At 59.3% G+C, this 14309-nt stretch carries 14 protein-coding genes; 11 read left to right on the top strand and 3 right to left on the bottom strand.

The window, feature by feature from the left end; translation table 11 throughout:
- Nucleotides 1-8: 8 nt before the first annotated feature.
- From VGC33_RS00555 to ampC, 8 genes are all read left to right on the top strand, one after another.
- Nucleotides 9-1550 (top strand): FGGY-family carbohydrate kinase, encoded by a 1542-nt coding sequence (locus VGC33_RS00555; protein ID WP_331117927.1) that lies wholly within the window; start codon nucleotides 9-11, stop codon nucleotides 1548-1550.
- 63 nt (nucleotides 1551-1613) lie between these two features.
- Nucleotides 1614-2867 (top strand): class II aldolase/adducin family protein, encoded by a 1254-nt coding sequence (locus VGC33_RS00550; protein ID WP_331117925.1) that lies wholly within the window; start codon nucleotides 1614-1616, stop codon nucleotides 2865-2867.
- A 156-nt stretch (nucleotides 2868-3023) separates the two neighbouring features.
- Nucleotides 3024-4319, top strand: coding sequence for an MFS transporter (locus VGC33_RS00545; RefSeq protein WP_331117922.1), 1296 nt, complete (start codon nucleotides 3024-3026; stop codon nucleotides 4317-4319).
- Nucleotides 4320-4343: 24 nt separating this feature from the next.
- On the top strand, nucleotides 4344-4838 hold the full coding sequence (locus tag VGC33_RS00540) for an EthD domain-containing protein (protein WP_331117919.1): 495 nt from the start codon (nucleotides 4344-4346) through the stop codon (nucleotides 4836-4838).
- Nucleotides 4839-5165: 327 nt separating this feature from the next.
- Nucleotides 5166-5423: a multiple stress resistance protein BhsA gene (gene bhsA, locus VGC33_RS00535; protein ID WP_331117917.1), complete on the top strand. Its 258-nt coding sequence runs from the start codon at nucleotides 5166-5168 to the stop codon at nucleotides 5421-5423.
- A gap of 363 nt (nucleotides 5424-5786) precedes the next feature.
- Entirely contained in the window at nucleotides 5787-6185 is a 399-nt protein-coding gene (locus VGC33_RS00530) for a helix-turn-helix domain-containing protein (RefSeq protein WP_331117915.1), read from the top strand.
- Nucleotides 6186-6355: 170 nt separating this feature from the next.
- Nucleotides 6356-6874 carry a MarR family winged helix-turn-helix transcriptional regulator gene (locus VGC33_RS00525; protein WP_331117913.1) on the top strand — a complete coding sequence of 173 codons (519 nt, stop codon included), beginning with the start codon at nucleotides 6356-6358 and terminating at the stop codon, nucleotides 6872-6874.
- Nucleotides 6875-7143: 269 nt separating this feature from the next.
- Nucleotides 7144-8334: a class C beta-lactamase gene (gene ampC, locus VGC33_RS00520; protein ID WP_331117911.1), complete on the top strand. Its 1191-nt coding sequence runs from the start codon at nucleotides 7144-7146 to the stop codon at nucleotides 8332-8334.
- Here the strand turns inward: ampC and VGC33_RS00515 are convergent.
- Entirely contained in the window at nucleotides 8318-9232 is a 915-nt protein-coding gene (locus VGC33_RS00515; protein ID WP_331117909.1) for a LysR family transcriptional regulator, read from the bottom strand. The genes ampC and VGC33_RS00515 overlap by 17 nt on opposite strands.
- Nucleotides 9233-9393: 161 nt before the next feature.
- On the opposite strand from VGC33_RS00515, the gene VGC33_RS00510 reads away from it, so the two are divergent.
- Nucleotides 9394-10413, top strand: coding sequence for a zinc-dependent alcohol dehydrogenase family protein (locus VGC33_RS00510; RefSeq protein WP_331117907.1), 1020 nt, complete (start codon nucleotides 9394-9396; stop codon nucleotides 10411-10413).
- Nucleotides 10414-10564: 151 nt separating this feature from the next.
- On the top strand, nucleotides 10565-11233 hold the full coding sequence (locus tag VGC33_RS00505) for a DsbA family oxidoreductase (protein ID WP_331117904.1): 669 nt from the start codon (nucleotides 10565-10567) through the stop codon (nucleotides 11231-11233).
- A gap of 83 nt (nucleotides 11234-11316) precedes the next feature.
- Here VGC33_RS00505 and VGC33_RS00500 read toward each other — a convergent pair whose 3' ends face one another.
- Together VGC33_RS00500 and VGC33_RS00495 are read right to left on the bottom strand one after the other, a co-directional pair.
- Nucleotides 11317-11712, bottom strand: coding sequence for a hypothetical protein (locus tag VGC33_RS00500; protein WP_331117902.1), 396 nt, complete (start codon nucleotides 11710-11712; stop codon nucleotides 11317-11319).
- A 143-nt stretch (nucleotides 11713-11855) separates the two neighbouring features.
- Nucleotides 11856-13445 carry an MFS transporter gene (locus VGC33_RS00495; RefSeq protein WP_331117900.1) on the bottom strand — a complete coding sequence of 530 codons (1590 nt, stop codon included), beginning with the start codon at nucleotides 13443-13445 and terminating at the stop codon, nucleotides 11856-11858.
- Nucleotides 13446-13676: 231 nt separating this feature from the next.
- On the opposite strand from VGC33_RS00495, the gene VGC33_RS00490 reads away from it, so the two are divergent.
- Nucleotides 13677-14294, top strand: coding sequence for a TetR/AcrR family transcriptional regulator (locus VGC33_RS00490; protein ID WP_331117898.1), 618 nt, complete (start codon nucleotides 13677-13679; stop codon nucleotides 14292-14294).
- Nucleotides 14295-14309: the final 15 nt, after the last annotated feature.

Here is a 14309-nt window from a genome sequence, read left to right as displayed (position 1 = left end):
AATGGTTTATGCAAAACTATTTCGTGGGTTCCGACGTGGGTACCACGGGAACCAAATCCGTCGTCATTGACGAAGGTGGAAATATACTGGGATTTTCTTATATCGAATATCCCTTAATCATGCCCCGCCCGGGCTGGGCGGAGCACAATCCGGAAGATTATTGGAATGCGGTCGCGGATACGATTAAACATTCCATTGAGCAGGCCAGAATTGATCCCCGGGATATCCGGGGCGTCAGCATCAGCGCCCTCGCGCCGGCCTGTATTCTGGTGGATAAAAACTTAACACCGTTGCAAAACAGTCATATCTGGATGGATCGCCGCGGCATAAAACAGGCTCAGTGGCTGCGGGACAACATTGGTGAAGCGCGGATCCACGCGTCCTCCGGTAACCCGATCGATCCCTATTACGCCACGGTTAAACTGATGTGGGAGCGCGATAACCGCCCCGAACTGTATCGCGAAGCGTACAAAATTCAGACCGCCGCGGATTATCCGTGCATGAAACTGACCGGGCGCGCCATCACCGATTATTCCAACGCCAGCCTGTTCGGCGCCGGGTATGACATTGTCAATAAAAAATGGGATACCGCGCTGCTTGAAGAGATTGGCCTCGATCCGGACAAATTCCCGGATTCCTTCCCCTGCGATGAAATCATCGGCGAAGTGACCCGCGCAGCCGCGCAGCGCACCGGCCTTGCGCCGGGCACGCCCGTGATGGCGGGAACAGTGGACAGCGTGGCGGCCTGGATTGCCGGCGGCGCGACTGAAAACGGCGATATGTCGCTCGCGATGGGCACCGCCGGCGTGATGGGCGTGGTGCATAAGGAAGCCCGCTTTACCAAAAATATGATAACCATCGCCCACGCGGTGAATTCACGCGATACCTACACTACGGTGTCCGCCATCAGCGCCTGCGGCTCCGTGCTGCGCTATTTCCGCGATACCTTCGGGCAAATGGAAATGCTTGCCGCGCAAAGCAGCGGCGAAGAAATTTACGATTTGCTCATCCGGCTGGCGCAGCAGGCGCCCGCCGGATGCGACGGGCTTATCACCGTGCCCTATTTCATGGGCGAGCGCACGCCGGTCTGGGATCCGATCGCCCGCGCGGTGGTGTTTGGCCTGTCGCTATCGCACAGCAAAAGCCACCTGCTGCGCTCCTTTATGGAAGGCGCCTGTTTCGCCCTCAAGCACAACTACGACCTGATCCAGCAGAGCGGCATTCAGATGAACTGGCCGCTGGTGCTTACCGAAGGCGGCGCCCGCAGTCCGTTCTGGCGCCAGATGGTCTGTGACATGCTGGGCGTACCCTGCGTGTTTATGAAAGACGCCAAAGGCGCGCCGTTCGGCAACGCGCTGGTGGCGGGGGTCGGCGCCGGGGTATTCAAGGATTATTCGGTCGCCAAACAATGGACCGAGATCGGCGCTTCCCACCAGCCGCAGCAGGAAAATACGGCGCTGTACCGTCAGCTGTTCCGGATCTACCGCAACATCTACGAGGATATCAAAAAGAATTATCAGGACCTGGCGGACGTGACCGGATTCCATTGAGTGCCGTTACGGCAATCTTTCCACGTTGCGCGGTGTTCGACAAATAACAGTGAGGAATGTCCCGTGAATGACATTACAGTAAGCTGCCCCCGTAAAATCGTCGATGTAATGAACCTGATTTACCGCAATAACCTGACCACGGTATCCGGCGGCAATCTTTCGATTCTGGACGATAACGGCGATGTCTGGATCACGCCGTCGGGCGTGGATAAAGGCAATCTGCAGGTAGAGGATATCGTGCGTGTCTCCGCCGACGGCGCGTGTTCCGGGCGTCATATTCCGTCTATCGAGCTGCCGTTTCATCTTCAGATTTACCAGAGCCGCCCCGATATTCGCGCCATTATCCACGCGCATCCGCCAGCGCTTATCGCCGCAAGTCTGGTGCATAAAACGCCGCCGGTCGGTATCGCGCCGGTGTTTAAACTGAACTGCGCGAAAGTCGATATCGCCCCCTACGCTTTGCCCGGCAGCCGTCTGCTCGGTGAAAATATCGCCCGGCAGTTCGCCCAGGGCTGCGACGCCGTTATCCTGGAAAACCATGGGATTGCGGTGGGCGACCAATCACTGGACGACGCCTGGCGGAGATTCGAATTGCTGAATTTCTGCGCCGCCATCGCCATTCACGGCACACCGCACGGGCCGCTGAAGACGCTGGATGACGCGCAGTGCGAACAATTTTGGCGCCTGACGCAGGAGCATCCGCGCGCGCCCCTTGAACAGGAACATCTGGCCGAGCGCAACGCTCTGAGCGGCATAGCCCAACGGGTACACCAAAAAGGGCTATCTCCTGCCGGATTTTTCTTCGTGTCGCAGCGCTTGGAGGACGATACCGTCCTGATGTCTCTCCCTGGCCAGGGGCTGCACGGCCTTACGGAGCATGATTTTGTCCGGCTGCCGGCGACGCCCGCCGGTCCGTCGCTCGCCGCGCTGCATCAGGCGATTTACGCGCGCCATCCACGCATTCGCACCATTATGATGGCGCTGCCGCCGCATGCGATGGGGTTCGCCTGCACCGGCGCGCCGTTCGATTCACGCCTGATCCCCGAGTCCTATATGGTGATGCGCCAGGTGAAAATGCCGGCGTACGCCGCGCTGTTCGACGGTTCGCTGCCCGACCTTATCGACCGGCGTAGCGACGTGTTGTTAATCCAAAATGCGATGGTGATAGTGTGCGGCGAAAGCCCGCTTAAGGCCTACGACCGGCTGGAAGTGCTGGAGTTCAGCGCCAGAGCGGGCGATTACGCGCGGGCGATCGGCGATATCGTGCATATCCCGCAGCGGGATATCGATGATATCCACCAGGCGTTTAATCTGTAACCCCGTCCGGGATGGGCGGTGGCATGCCGCCTCGCCCGCTTTTTATAATAAAAAATGGAGATCATAATGATACTAGATCAATCGGCGGCTCATTCAGCTCTTACTTCTACGCCGCAGCAATCCACATCAAAGGCAACCACGGTATCGCCCGAGCAATTGCGACGAGCCATCCTCACCAGCTCGGTCGGCAGCGCGCTTGAGTACTATGACTTCGCCATCTTCGGACTGGCGACGGCGCTGATTTTCAGCCACGTGTTTTTCGCGACGCTGAACGCTAATGCCGGCCTGCTCGCCAGCTTTGCCACCTATGGCGTGGGCTTTCTGGCGCGCCCTCTGGGCGGACTTTTTTTCGGATCGATGGGCGACCGCAAAGGACGCAAGTTCGTTTTGCTGGTCACGATCGCCATCATGGGCGCTTCAACCATGATGGTGGGTCTGTTGCCCGCCGGACCGGTCGGCGCGGTAGGCTTGGTTGTGCTGCGGCTGCTACAGGGTTTCGGCGCGGGCGCGGAGCAAGCCGGCGCATCAACGCTGATGGCTGAAGTCGCGCCGAAGGCCAAACGCGGTTTCTACGCGGCATTGCCATTCGTCGGCATCTTCGCGGGCTTCGGGATCGCGACCGCCACCTTTAGCCTCTTGCAGCATATGGTGGATCAATCGGTGATTATCGCCTGGGCATGGCGTATACCGTTCCTGTCCAGCATCATACTGATTGGCGTGGCCGTCTGGATTCGCTTGCGCCTGCGGGAAAGCCCCACGTTCGTGGCGCTGGAAGGCGAAAGCAAAGTGGTGAAATCGCCAATGAAACTGGTGCTTAAGGAAGCGCGCCGACCTATTCTGGCCGCGGTACTGATGCGGCTGGCGGAGCAGGGCGGATCCACGATTTATACCACCATCGTCATCGCTTTTCTGGGCAGCGTGGTGGCGCCGCATCATGGCGTCGCCCCGGGAGAAATGGCTCGTATCGGCACCACCGCGGCATTGATTGCCACCTTGTCGAGTGTATTTACCACACCGTTCTTCGGCGCCATGTCGGACCGCTTCGGCCGACAGACGATTTACCGTTGGGGCGCCATCTTCATGTTGCTGTGGGCGATTCCCGCATGGTGGATGATCAACACCGGCGATGCGCTATGGGTCACTATCGCCATGTTCGGTGGCCTGGCCATCGGCTGCAACAGCATGCTGGGCGCACAGTGCGCACACTTCGCGGAATTGTTCGGTAACCGTTACCGCTATTCCGGCGTGGCACTGTCGCGCGAAGTGGGCGCCGTGCTTTCAGGAGGCATAGCTCCGCTTCTCGGCATCTATCTGATTGGACTCGCGGGTGGTGCTTTCTGGGTGATGGGCGTCTATACCGGCATTCTGTCGATACTGACCCTGATCGGCGTTGCCCTTTCGACGGAAACCCGTGGGCGCGATCTGACCGACCTTAGGGATGCGATTCATTGATCCCGGTGTGCTCGCCAGGGTTACATGAACCCTGCCGTGTACGCGATCTTGTCTATGGACCACCGGCTGTTTGATGCGAAGGTGATGTCCATGCCTATCTATAATAACGAGCCATATACCCTTTATCGGGCGTGGCTAAAGAAGGAAATGATGAGTACATTTGGTCTGACCCGCTGTGCTTTTTTTCAAGGATGCATTCGTCCTGGAATGGAACTCGCGTTCTATCAGCACGTCAATGAAGTCATGGTTCCGCTCTGGTCCCATTTTCCCAAAGTACGGGAAGTACGTGTCTGGACGCAGGAAAACGCCGATATCGGGGAGCCCGCCTATCCATTGGTGATGGTAATGCGTTTCGATAGCCAGGCGGATATCGATCAAGCGCTATTGTCGCCGGTTCGGGAAGAGAGCAAGCGCAAATCCGGCGTGTTGGTGGATATGTTTGACGGAACGATCTTTCATACGGTCTTTAACAACGTCTATTGCGAATCAGGGACGGATAAATCACCGATTAGCGCTTAAAGCGGTCTGCTCTTTGGGGAATACCCCGCCGGTCGCCCGGCCTGCTGTTCGAACAACAGGCCGGGCAAACCGACCATATCCGGTGTTGCGCCCATCGCATTACGATGCAATCTTTTTCTATTCTAAATAATCACTTTAAAATCAATATATTATAACAAAAATTGTTCATCTCTGCTTAATTAATTAATGTTCATTAAAAAATAGCTTGCGCAATCTCGCGACAGACACTATTATTTAATTATCGAACGTTAATAAATAACGTTGACCCAAATCCAAAGCGTCTGAACCGGCGCCTTGAGTAAAAAATTTAACGAACAGGAATACATTATGAAAACCATCGCCATGACCATCGCCGCCCTGACACTCGCCGCCGCTTCTTTTTCTTCTCTGGCTGCGACCGAAGTCCAGTCCGCGCCTGCCGGCCAGCAAGCCATCGGCACCATCAGCGCCTCTTCAAACGGCGACCTGACCACCCTGCAGTCAAAGCTTGATGCCAAAGCCACGCAGGCCGGCGCCAATTCATACCGCATCATTGGCGCTTCTGGTGAAAACCACCTGTACGGAACCGCGGAACTTTACAAATAAGCAGTGACGGGCAGCAGGCGGAAAAGGCGGCATTGGCCGCCTTTTCCGTATTTTTTTTGGCATATCGCGATAATTCCCCACCCTCTGGCCAGCGCGTATCCACACGGAATATCAACACCCCAACGCCCGATCCCGCCTGGTTCCGACGCGGTAAGTTCGTGGTAAGCCAATGAGTCATAACATGGATTCACGACTTGCTAAACCGCCTTACCTATTAGGGTGAAATCGGCTTTCTGACAGCATTGCCCGCCGATAATCTTTCTGGTGCCCGTTTTTTACAGAAATGACCGGTTATGGCAATGACATCATCACTATCGGTAAAAAAATGCGTTAAACCCGGGAGTCATTATGTACCATGAGAGCATGTTGAATGATCTTCTGCTATGGATTGAAAAAAATCTTGAAGCCCCGCTGAATTTGCAAATACTTTCTGATAAGTCCGGCTACAGCAAATGGTATTTGCAAAGATTATTTAAAAAAATCACCGGTTATTCCCTTGCCGCCTATACCCGTAAAAGGCGCTTGACCCGCGCCGCCGAAGAATTGCGCCGGTCTGACATCGCCATTAGCGATATCGCCCAAAAATATCAATTTGACGATCAGTCGGCCTTGTGCCGGTCCTTCAAAAGAAACTTCGCCATTACCCCTTCGGCGTACCGGCGTTTGCCGGTACGCACGGATTTTGGCTTACAGCCCGCGCTGTCGTTGAGAAATAACCCGCGCCGGCAAGCATCCAACCGGTTTGGCGAAAGCGACGGTTAGGTTTTCCTCCAGCCAGTCAATAGGGCGATGGTTGCCTGCAAGGGGACTCCGACCTGTCATTGCGCGTCAGGGACAGCCTGATTTTCAACCTGTTCCACCACCAGCCCCTGGCCAAATCCCTACCCTTATCGCATGCTATATGTGTAATATGCACAGTTAGGAGCGATCATATGACCACCAAGAAAAAAGCAGATGATACACATATTGCAGGCCAGCTCAGGGCGTTGCATGGGGCGTTGCTCGGTATTGTCAGCGTGATGAACCGACCGCAGAATGACGAGACCCTGGTGCGCGAGGCGGGCATTGCGCTCGATCGCGCGCTGTTTCCTCTGCTGGTGTTTATCGAACGTCTGGGGCCCATCGGCGTGGTGGGGCTGGCCGATCGCGTCGGCCGCGATCACACCACGGTCAGCCGTCAGGTGGCTAAACTTGAGAGCCTGGGGTTGGTGACGCGTCAGGCCGGCGTAGGCGATCGCCGCCTGCGGGAAGCGAAGATAACGCCAAAGGGCAAGCTGATGACCGACGCCGTGGATGAGGCGCGGGAGCGCAGGGGACGAGCGATTTTTACCCAGTGGGACCCGGTGGAGTTTGACGATCTGGTGCGGCTGGCGTGCAGGTTTGCGCAAGATCTCGAACGCAACGCGGCGCAAAGTCAGTCCGATAGGGAGCCCTCGCGCCGCAATCGCTAAAACCGCCCGCCAACTCATTGCCTCGTCGCCGGTATAAATCAGGGCCAGGGCAATCGGAATCTCTACGTTGTAAGCCGTTTAATGAATGATAATCCAAACCGCGCGAAAATGACGCTTGTTTACCAGGCGTTGTATTGGTGACATTCATCATATTAGCCGTGCGCGAATACAACGCATTACGCAGGGCTTTACATGTAAGGCTACCAATAATAAATGGTTTAAGCATAAGTGATTAGCCTCTTTCTTTTATTCATCGTAATGAGAAATTTATGCAGCAAAAAAAGGCATTTTCCTGGTTCGCGGGATCCCTGCTGATAACCTCCCTAAGCGTCCAGGCGGCGGACAGCGCCGCGCCTGATGCCTATCGCGCCGACGTCGACCGCGCCATCCTTCCCATGATGGAAAAGTACAATATTCCCGGCATGGCCGTGGCCCTTACGGTGGACGGCAAGCACTATTTTTATAACTACGGGCTGGCGCAACTGTCACCGGAGAAAAAAGTCACTTCCGATACCCTGTTTGAACTGGGTTCCATCAGCAAGACATTTAACGTGACGCTGGCCGCTTATGCCGCGCAGCAAAATAAACTCGCTTTATCCGACCGTGTCGGAAAGTACCTGCCCGGCCTGGCGGATACCCCTTTCGGCAATCTGACGCTTATCAATCTCGCCACCCACACCAGCGGCGGGCTGCCGCTGCAGGTTCCCGACGACCTCGCCAACGAGGCGCAGCTGATGGACTACCTGCGCGCCTGGCATTCTCCGCAAGGGGCCGGGCAGGGTCGGTCATACTCCAATATCAGCATCGGCGTGCTGGGACTTATCTCCGCCCGGACGATGGGGGATACCTACGTTAATCTGCTGCGGGACGTTATCCTGCCGGCGCTGGATATGCGCCATACCTGGATTGACGTCCCGCAGCAAGAGATGAATAACTACGCCTGGGGATACGATAAGCAGGATAAGCCGGTACGCCTATCTTCCGGGCTGCTGGGCGATGAAGCCTATGGCGTGAAGTCCAGCTCCGCCGATATGATCCGGTTTGTGGACGCGAATATGCATGGCAATGGCGAGGGATCGCCGGTGCGGCAAGCCGTGACCGCAACCCATAACGGCTATTTCACCACGGCGAAATACATCCAGGATATGATTTGGGAGCAATATCCCTGGCCGGTGGCGCTGCAAACGCTTATCGAGGGCAACGCGGATGAGATGACCTATAACATCAATCCGGTAAAAACCATCACACCCGCCGTGCCGCCCAGGCAGGCCGTTTTCCTGAATAAAACCGGCGCCACCGGTGGTTTTGGCGCTTATGTGGCCTTTATCCCGGAGACAAAAACGGGCATCGTGATGCTGGCCAACCGCAACTATCCGAATACCGAGCGTGCCCAGGCGGCATGGCGCATCTTTAACGACGTCGCCGGACACCGCGCATTATCGCCTAATAGCGCCCGGTGAGCGATGGGATCGGCAGCTTGATAAAATCGATAAACGCCCTGAGCGCCGCGGGCATATGGGGCTTGTTGGGATAGTAGAGATAAAATCCCGGGAAGGGCTGGCACCAGGCTTCCAACACATGAACCAGTTCACCGCTGTCGATGTGGGACGCGACGAAACTTTCGGGCAGGAACGCGAGACCTGCTCCTTGCAGCGCCGCCGCAAGGAGCAGATCCGTGTCGTTGGCGGTAACGATGCTGTCAACGTTAACAACCAGCGGTCCGTCCGCACCGCTGAAACTCCAGCGGAAAAGCGCTCCGGTCTCGCTCCAGCGATAGGTGATGCAGGCATGATCGCGAATATCCCCAGGCGCCAGGGGTAATGGCCGGCGCGCGAAATAGGCGGGTGAGCCGACGACCGCCATTTTGAGATCCGGTGTCAGCCTGACGGCCACCATATCCCGCTGCACCCGTTCACCCGAACGGATCCCCGCATCAAACCCTTTGGCCACCACGTCGGTTATGCTGTCATCAATCACCAGGTCAAGCCGTATGTCGGGATAGTGCGCATGGAATTCGGCCAGGATGGGCGTGACCACCTGGCGGGCGGCAATGCGCGGCAGGTTCACGCGCACCATGCCCCGCGGCTGCAGTTGGCTGGCGCCGACCTCCCTGACGGCGTTCTCCATATCGGCGACCGCGGGGCGCAGGCGCTCGGCCAGATCCTTGCCGGCTTGAGTCGGCGCGACGCTGCGGGTGGTGCGGTTTAGCAGCCTCGCGCCCAGGCGCTCCTCAAGCGAGCGGATGGTATGGCTTAGGGCGGAAGGCGACAACGCCAGCCGCCGCGCGGCGCGACGAAAGCTCCTTTCCTCGGCCACGGCCAGAAAAGCCATCAGCTCGGCGTATTCCGCGCCTTTCATAGAGTTGCCCCAGATTCAACAGACTATGCTGATTATACCGTATTATCATACACAATGCAGGATGCGATACTGTTGCGGCATTCATTAACCGCAGGGCGCTTCTCAGGCGGGAAATCGGGAAGAGAGCTCTTTTTTACCCTAATACGCAACGGGAGTACCTGATGACCAAGACCATGAGACGTTGGGAGATGGACGCCATCGGCCGGGACCGGCTGGAATTGAGGGAGGCGCCTGTCCCCACGCCGGGGCGCGGCGAAGTTCTGGTAAAGGTGGCGGCCGTCTCGCTCAATTACCGTGACAAGATGGTGACCGAAAGCGGCCGGGGATTGCCGCTCGCGTTTCCCTTTACCCCCGGTTCCGATCTGGCGGGCACGGTGGTTGCGCTAGGCGGGGACGCCAGCCGCTTTGGCGTCGGCGACCGCGTCATCTCGACTTTTGTGCCCGGCTGGATCGACGGTGTCCGACGGGGCGACGCCCGTACGCCATCCTACCGCACCCTGGGCGGATATTATCCCGGCGTGCTGGCGGACTATGTGGCGTTCCCGGAAGACTGGTTCGTGCTGGCGCCGGCCACCCTGGACGACGCGCACGCCAGCACCTTGCCCTGCGCCGGGCTTACCGCCTGGTTCGCGCTGGTTGAGCGCGGCCGACTGCGCGCCGGTGAAAGGGTACTGATCGAGGGAACGGGTGGTGTCGCGCTGTTCGGCCTGCAAATCGCCAAGGCGCATGGGGCCGAAACCATCGTCTCCGGCAGCGCCGGCAAGCTTGCGCGCGCCAGGGCGCTGGGCGCGGATCATGGCATCGATCGCCGGCACGAAGACTGGGTGGACGCGGTGTTGCGCATCACCGGCGACCGTGGCGCCGATCATATCCTCGAGCTGGTCGGCGGAGCCCATCTCGGCAAGGCCGTGCAGACGGCGGCCGTGGGCGGGCGCATTTACCAGATTGGCGCGCTGGAGGGCTTTGAGGTGTCGGCGCCGGTTATGCCGTTGATGCTCAAGGACGTCACCATTCAGGGCATCGGCACCGGCCATCGCCGCGCGCTGGAGGATTTGGTTCGCGCCGTTGATCGCACCGGGCTGCGGCCGGTAATCGACACGCGCTATCCGCTCGCTGAACTTTACCGGGCCCTCGACCATCTGGATCGCGGCGCTTTCGGCAAAATCGTCGTGGAAATGTAGCGCTCGCCGCGCGGCCCGACCCCATGGGCGCGGCCGGGTGGAGGGTAATGCTAGACGTAACCCGATTTTCGTAGCATCTTTGACAAAGTGTTGAAACCGGCTGCCGCGACCCGCCGCCGCCGTATTTCCTATCAAATATTCTGGAGCGCCCATGCCTCAACAGCTGAAAATCGACTTTGTTTCCGACGTGGCTTGTCCCTGGTGCATCATCGGCTTACGCGGCCTGCAGGAAGCGTTGAACCGTACCGCCGGCGTGGTGCGGGCGGACGTGGAGTTTCAACCCTTTGAGCTTAATCCCGATATGCCCGCCGGGGGGCAGGATCTGGCCGAACACATTGCGCAGAAATACGGCTCCAGCGCCGAGGAGTCGCAGGCCAATCGCGAGATGATCCGCGCAAGGGCCGCCGGCGTGGGGTTTGATTATAATATTGCCGGCCACGGGCGGATTTACAATACCTTTGATGCTCACCGTCTTTTGCACTGGGCAAAAGGGCAGGGCCGGCAACAACCGTTGAAACTTGCGCTCTTCAAGGCGTATTTTACCGATAACGCGAATGTGTCGGACCCGCAGGTGCTGATCGCCACCGCGGTTGCCGCGGGACTGGATGAGCAGGCGGCGCGGGACGTGCTGGTATCGGGACGCTATGCCAAAGAAGTCCGTGATGCCGAGCAGTTATGGATGTCACGGGGCATCACGTCCGTTCCCGCCATTGTCATTAATGAAAAATGGCTTATTTCGGGCGGCCAGCCCGCCGACGCCTTTGAGCGCGCGCTGCGCGAGATCGCCGTCGAATTGTCCGCTACCGGGCCTCAGGCGTAGCGGTTTCCCTATGGCGCGCCCGCGCGCCTTGCCCCACGTCATTATGCTACGCATCGGCGGGGACGGTTTTTGCCCGGTGCGGCTTAGCGTTGCCCGGGCTGCCAGTCCGGGCTGTAGCCGCCGAGCTGCGGGTGATACATCTCATCGCCGTCATGCTGGGTAAACTCGACGTTCAGCCGATCTTCACGTAGTCCCAAGATCTCGATACAGTGCGCGCAAAGCGCCTTGGCCACGTCCATGCGCAGATCGGCGGGCCGTCCCTTGCGGATGTCCAGCATCAGCACCGAAACCGGCTCCGGCGCGCTTTCCGCCGCGGTGATCCTCCAGATGCCGCCTTCGCCCAATTCCCGGATGGCCACGCTGATACGCCGGATGTCGACGGACATCATGCCGGCATAGGTGGCGCAAAGCCTGGCGGCCAGACGCTGTTTGTCCGCCACGGCATAATGGCCGTTTACATCAAGTTGCAGATAAGGCATGAAGATCTCCTGTAGGGTTAAACACGTCCCGCTCGCGTTTCAGCGATGGAGGGATAACTGTCCGCCTGTTTAATATAGGCTGGATTGGGACCGGTTTTGCTGTCGATACGCACGTTTGGCATGGTTGATTCCATTTTATCAGGTTACTGATGGCCGATGCGCCCGATCGCACGGCGGCGCATCAACAGGAAAGTGAGCAACGCCGCGCCGCCGGCGAACCCGGCCGCGGCGCTCATCAGGTCGACGAAGGCCGAATTAAAACCCGCTTGCGCGGCGTGCCGCCACGCCGTGAGCGTCGCGGCCGGAACCTGGGGTCCCAGCCAAGTCGATAGGCCGCCCGCCGCGGCATGATGGGCGACCTCGCGCACGCCGATCGCCGCCAGCTGCGGCAACCCGGCCGACAAAGGCGTCAGGTACGAGGTGATGCCGGCCACAAGAATGGCCCCCAATCCGGTCAGTCCGGCCAGCAGCCCGACGAAGCGAAAGGTCGAGGTAAGCCCGGATGCCATGCCGGCCCGCCCGGCGGGAACGATCTGCATTGATACCCGCGCCGTTTCGCCATTCAGTACCCCGGCGCCGATGCCCAGTACGCCCATGCCCAGCGCCACCGGCGCGTAGTCATGGCCGGTGGCGGCCCAGGCGGTCAGGGCATCGCCCAGGGCCACCACCATCAGTCCGCAGACCAGGGCGCCCCGATCGCCCATACGCGCGACCAGGGCGGCGCCAAGGTAAGGCCCCGCCAGCAGCGGGACGCCGAAAGGCAGCAATGCCAGTCCGGCCATGGCCGGGCTTGGGAAAAACGCCGCCTGGATATACAGGGGCAGGTAGGTCGCCATGACATAGGCGCAGGCGGCATAGGCAAACATGGCGACGCTGGCGCCGATGAACGCCGGATCGCGGAACAGGCTCAAATCCACCATGGGCCGGGGGTGGCGGGATTCGGCCCACACGAAGGCGAGCAGAAGCGCCAGCGCCGCGGACAGGACCATGGCAACGCGGATATTGCCGAACCCCAGGTTGCCGCCCTGGATCATGCCGTCGGCCAGCGCGCTGATGGCCAGTGCGAGCAACACCGCGCCGGGCAGGTCGATGCGGGCATGCCCGGGATCGCGGGACTCATGGACTGAACGCCATGCCAGCAGGCTCAGCAACAGGCTGACCGGAACATTAATTAAAAAGGCCCAGGGCCAGCCGAATGCCGAGGTGATGAGGCCGCCAACGACAGGGCCGCCGGTGGCGGCCGCGCCGATAAACACGCCCCAGACGGCAAACGCCCGCACGCGCTCCTTGCCCTGGAACTCAAAACCCAGCACGGCCAGCGCCGCGCTAAGCTGCAGCGCGGCGCCCACGCCTTGCAGCGCGCGGCCAGTATTGAGCAGCAGGATCGACGTGGCCAGCCCGCACAGCAGCGACGCGCAGCCGAACAGGGCCAGGCCGGCGAACAGCATGCGTTTGCGTCCAAACCGATCGGCCAATGCGCCGGCCGGCATCAGGCAAGCGACAAACGCCAGGATGTAGGCGCTGATAACCCATTCCACGCCGGCAAAGGCGCTATGCAGGCTGGAGGCAATCGTCGGCAGGGACACCGCGACAATATTGGCATCAAGCATAATCATAAACGACACGCCGGAGGCGCAAACCAGAACTTCCCGTCTGCGCCGCCGTTCCCCCGCGGCGGGAACGACACCCTGCAAGGGCGCGGATATCTTGACCCGGGTATCTTCAAACGACATGGCTTTTCCTTCCGGCGATCGGTGTTTTATCCGCGCGAAGCAGGCCGGGGCGGTAAAATAAATGATACATGACATTTATTAAAGCACGTATTCTCTGCCATGAAAAGCGCCCGGCACGGTTAACCTGATACTTTTGCGTACCTGGCCGGCGCGGGTCGCTATAGCGCCGGAGGGTAGGCGAGGCTATAATAGATGTCATCAATCATGTATGTGCAGTGCCGGGAGTGTGCCATGCCACGGGTAAGCAGAGCTGAAACCGAACGCAATCGCATCGCCATCGAGGAGGCCTCGTCACGGCTGTTCCGCGAACAGGGCCTGAGAGTGAGCGTCGCGGATCTGATGGGGGCGGTCGGTTTGACCCATGGCGGGTTTTACGGCCACTTTGCATCGAAGGATGATCTGGCCGCCATTGCCTGCGCCAAGGCGTTCGGGGATTCGGTGGGGCGCTGGCATAAGCGGATGGCCGGAACCCGGGATCACGCCTCGGCGCACGCCGAGCTGATTGAAGGATACCTCTTATCGCAGAATCTTTCGGCGGTGGGAACCGGATGCCCGCTGGCGGCCCTGGCCACCGATGTCTCCCGGGAACCGGAAGACAAGCCGGTGCGCCAGGCTTTTCTCCAGGGGCTGGAACAGCTGGTGGCGATTCTTGCCGGCGAGCTGCGCGATACCGATACCGTTACGGCACGGGAAACCGCGCTGGCCGAGATATCAACCATGGTCGGGGCGCTGGTGCTGGCGCGGGCGACAAAAGGGCACGACCTTTCCGGTGAGATCATGGCGAGCGCAAAGCGCCACCTGCTCGCGGACGATTTGCGCGCGCAGGCGTCGCCCAACGCCATGCCATAATGATTTTGGCGTAAT

This window comes from Acerihabitans sp., assembly GCF_036398755.1.
Lineage (GTDB): Bacteria > Pseudomonadota > Gammaproteobacteria > Enterobacterales > Enterobacteriaceae > Acerihabitans.
Note: the sequence above shows the minus strand (reverse complement) of the source record. Positions and strands in the feature narration are given on the sequence as shown.

Bases quoted from the DNA above. Each gene is read 5' to 3' on its own strand.
- VGC33_RS00555 (WP_331117927.1), top strand. From the start codon at position 9: ATGCAAAACTATTTCGTGGGTTCCGACGTGGGTACCACGGGAACCAAA.
- VGC33_RS00540 (WP_331117919.1), top strand. From the start codon at position 4,344: ATGAACCCTGCCGTGTACGCGATCTTGTCTATGGACCACCGGCTGTTT.
- bhsA (WP_331117917.1), top strand. From the start codon at position 5,166: ATGAAAACCATCGCCATGACCATCGCCGCCCTGACACTCGCCGCCGCT.
- VGC33_RS00530 (WP_331117915.1), top strand. From the start codon at position 5,787: ATGTTGAATGATCTTCTGCTATGGATTGAAAAAAATCTTGAAGCCCCG.
- VGC33_RS00525 (WP_331117913.1), top strand. From the start codon at position 6,356: ATGACCACCAAGAAAAAAGCAGATGATACACATATTGCAGGCCAGCTC.
- ampC (WP_331117911.1), top strand. From the start codon at position 7,144: ATGCAGCAAAAAAAGGCATTTTCCTGGTTCGCGGGATCCCTGCTGATA.
- VGC33_RS00515 (WP_331117909.1), bottom strand. From the start codon at position 9,232: ATGAAAGGCGCGGAATACGCCGAGCTGATGGCTTTTCTGGCCGTGGCC.
- VGC33_RS00510 (WP_331117907.1), top strand. From the start codon at position 9,394: ATGACCAAGACCATGAGACGTTGGGAGATGGACGCCATCGGCCGGGAC.
- VGC33_RS00505 (WP_331117904.1), top strand. From the start codon at position 10,565: ATGCCTCAACAGCTGAAAATCGACTTTGTTTCCGACGTGGCTTGTCCC.
- VGC33_RS00500 (WP_331117902.1), bottom strand. From the start codon at position 11,712: ATGCCTTATCTGCAACTTGATGTAAACGGCCATTATGCCGTGGCGGAC.
- VGC33_RS00495 (WP_331117900.1), bottom strand. From the start codon at position 13,445: ATGTCGTTTGAAGATACCCGGGTCAAGATATCCGCGCCCTTGCAGGGT.
- VGC33_RS00490 (WP_331117898.1), top strand. From the start codon at position 13,677: ATGCCACGGGTAAGCAGAGCTGAAACCGAACGCAATCGCATCGCCATC.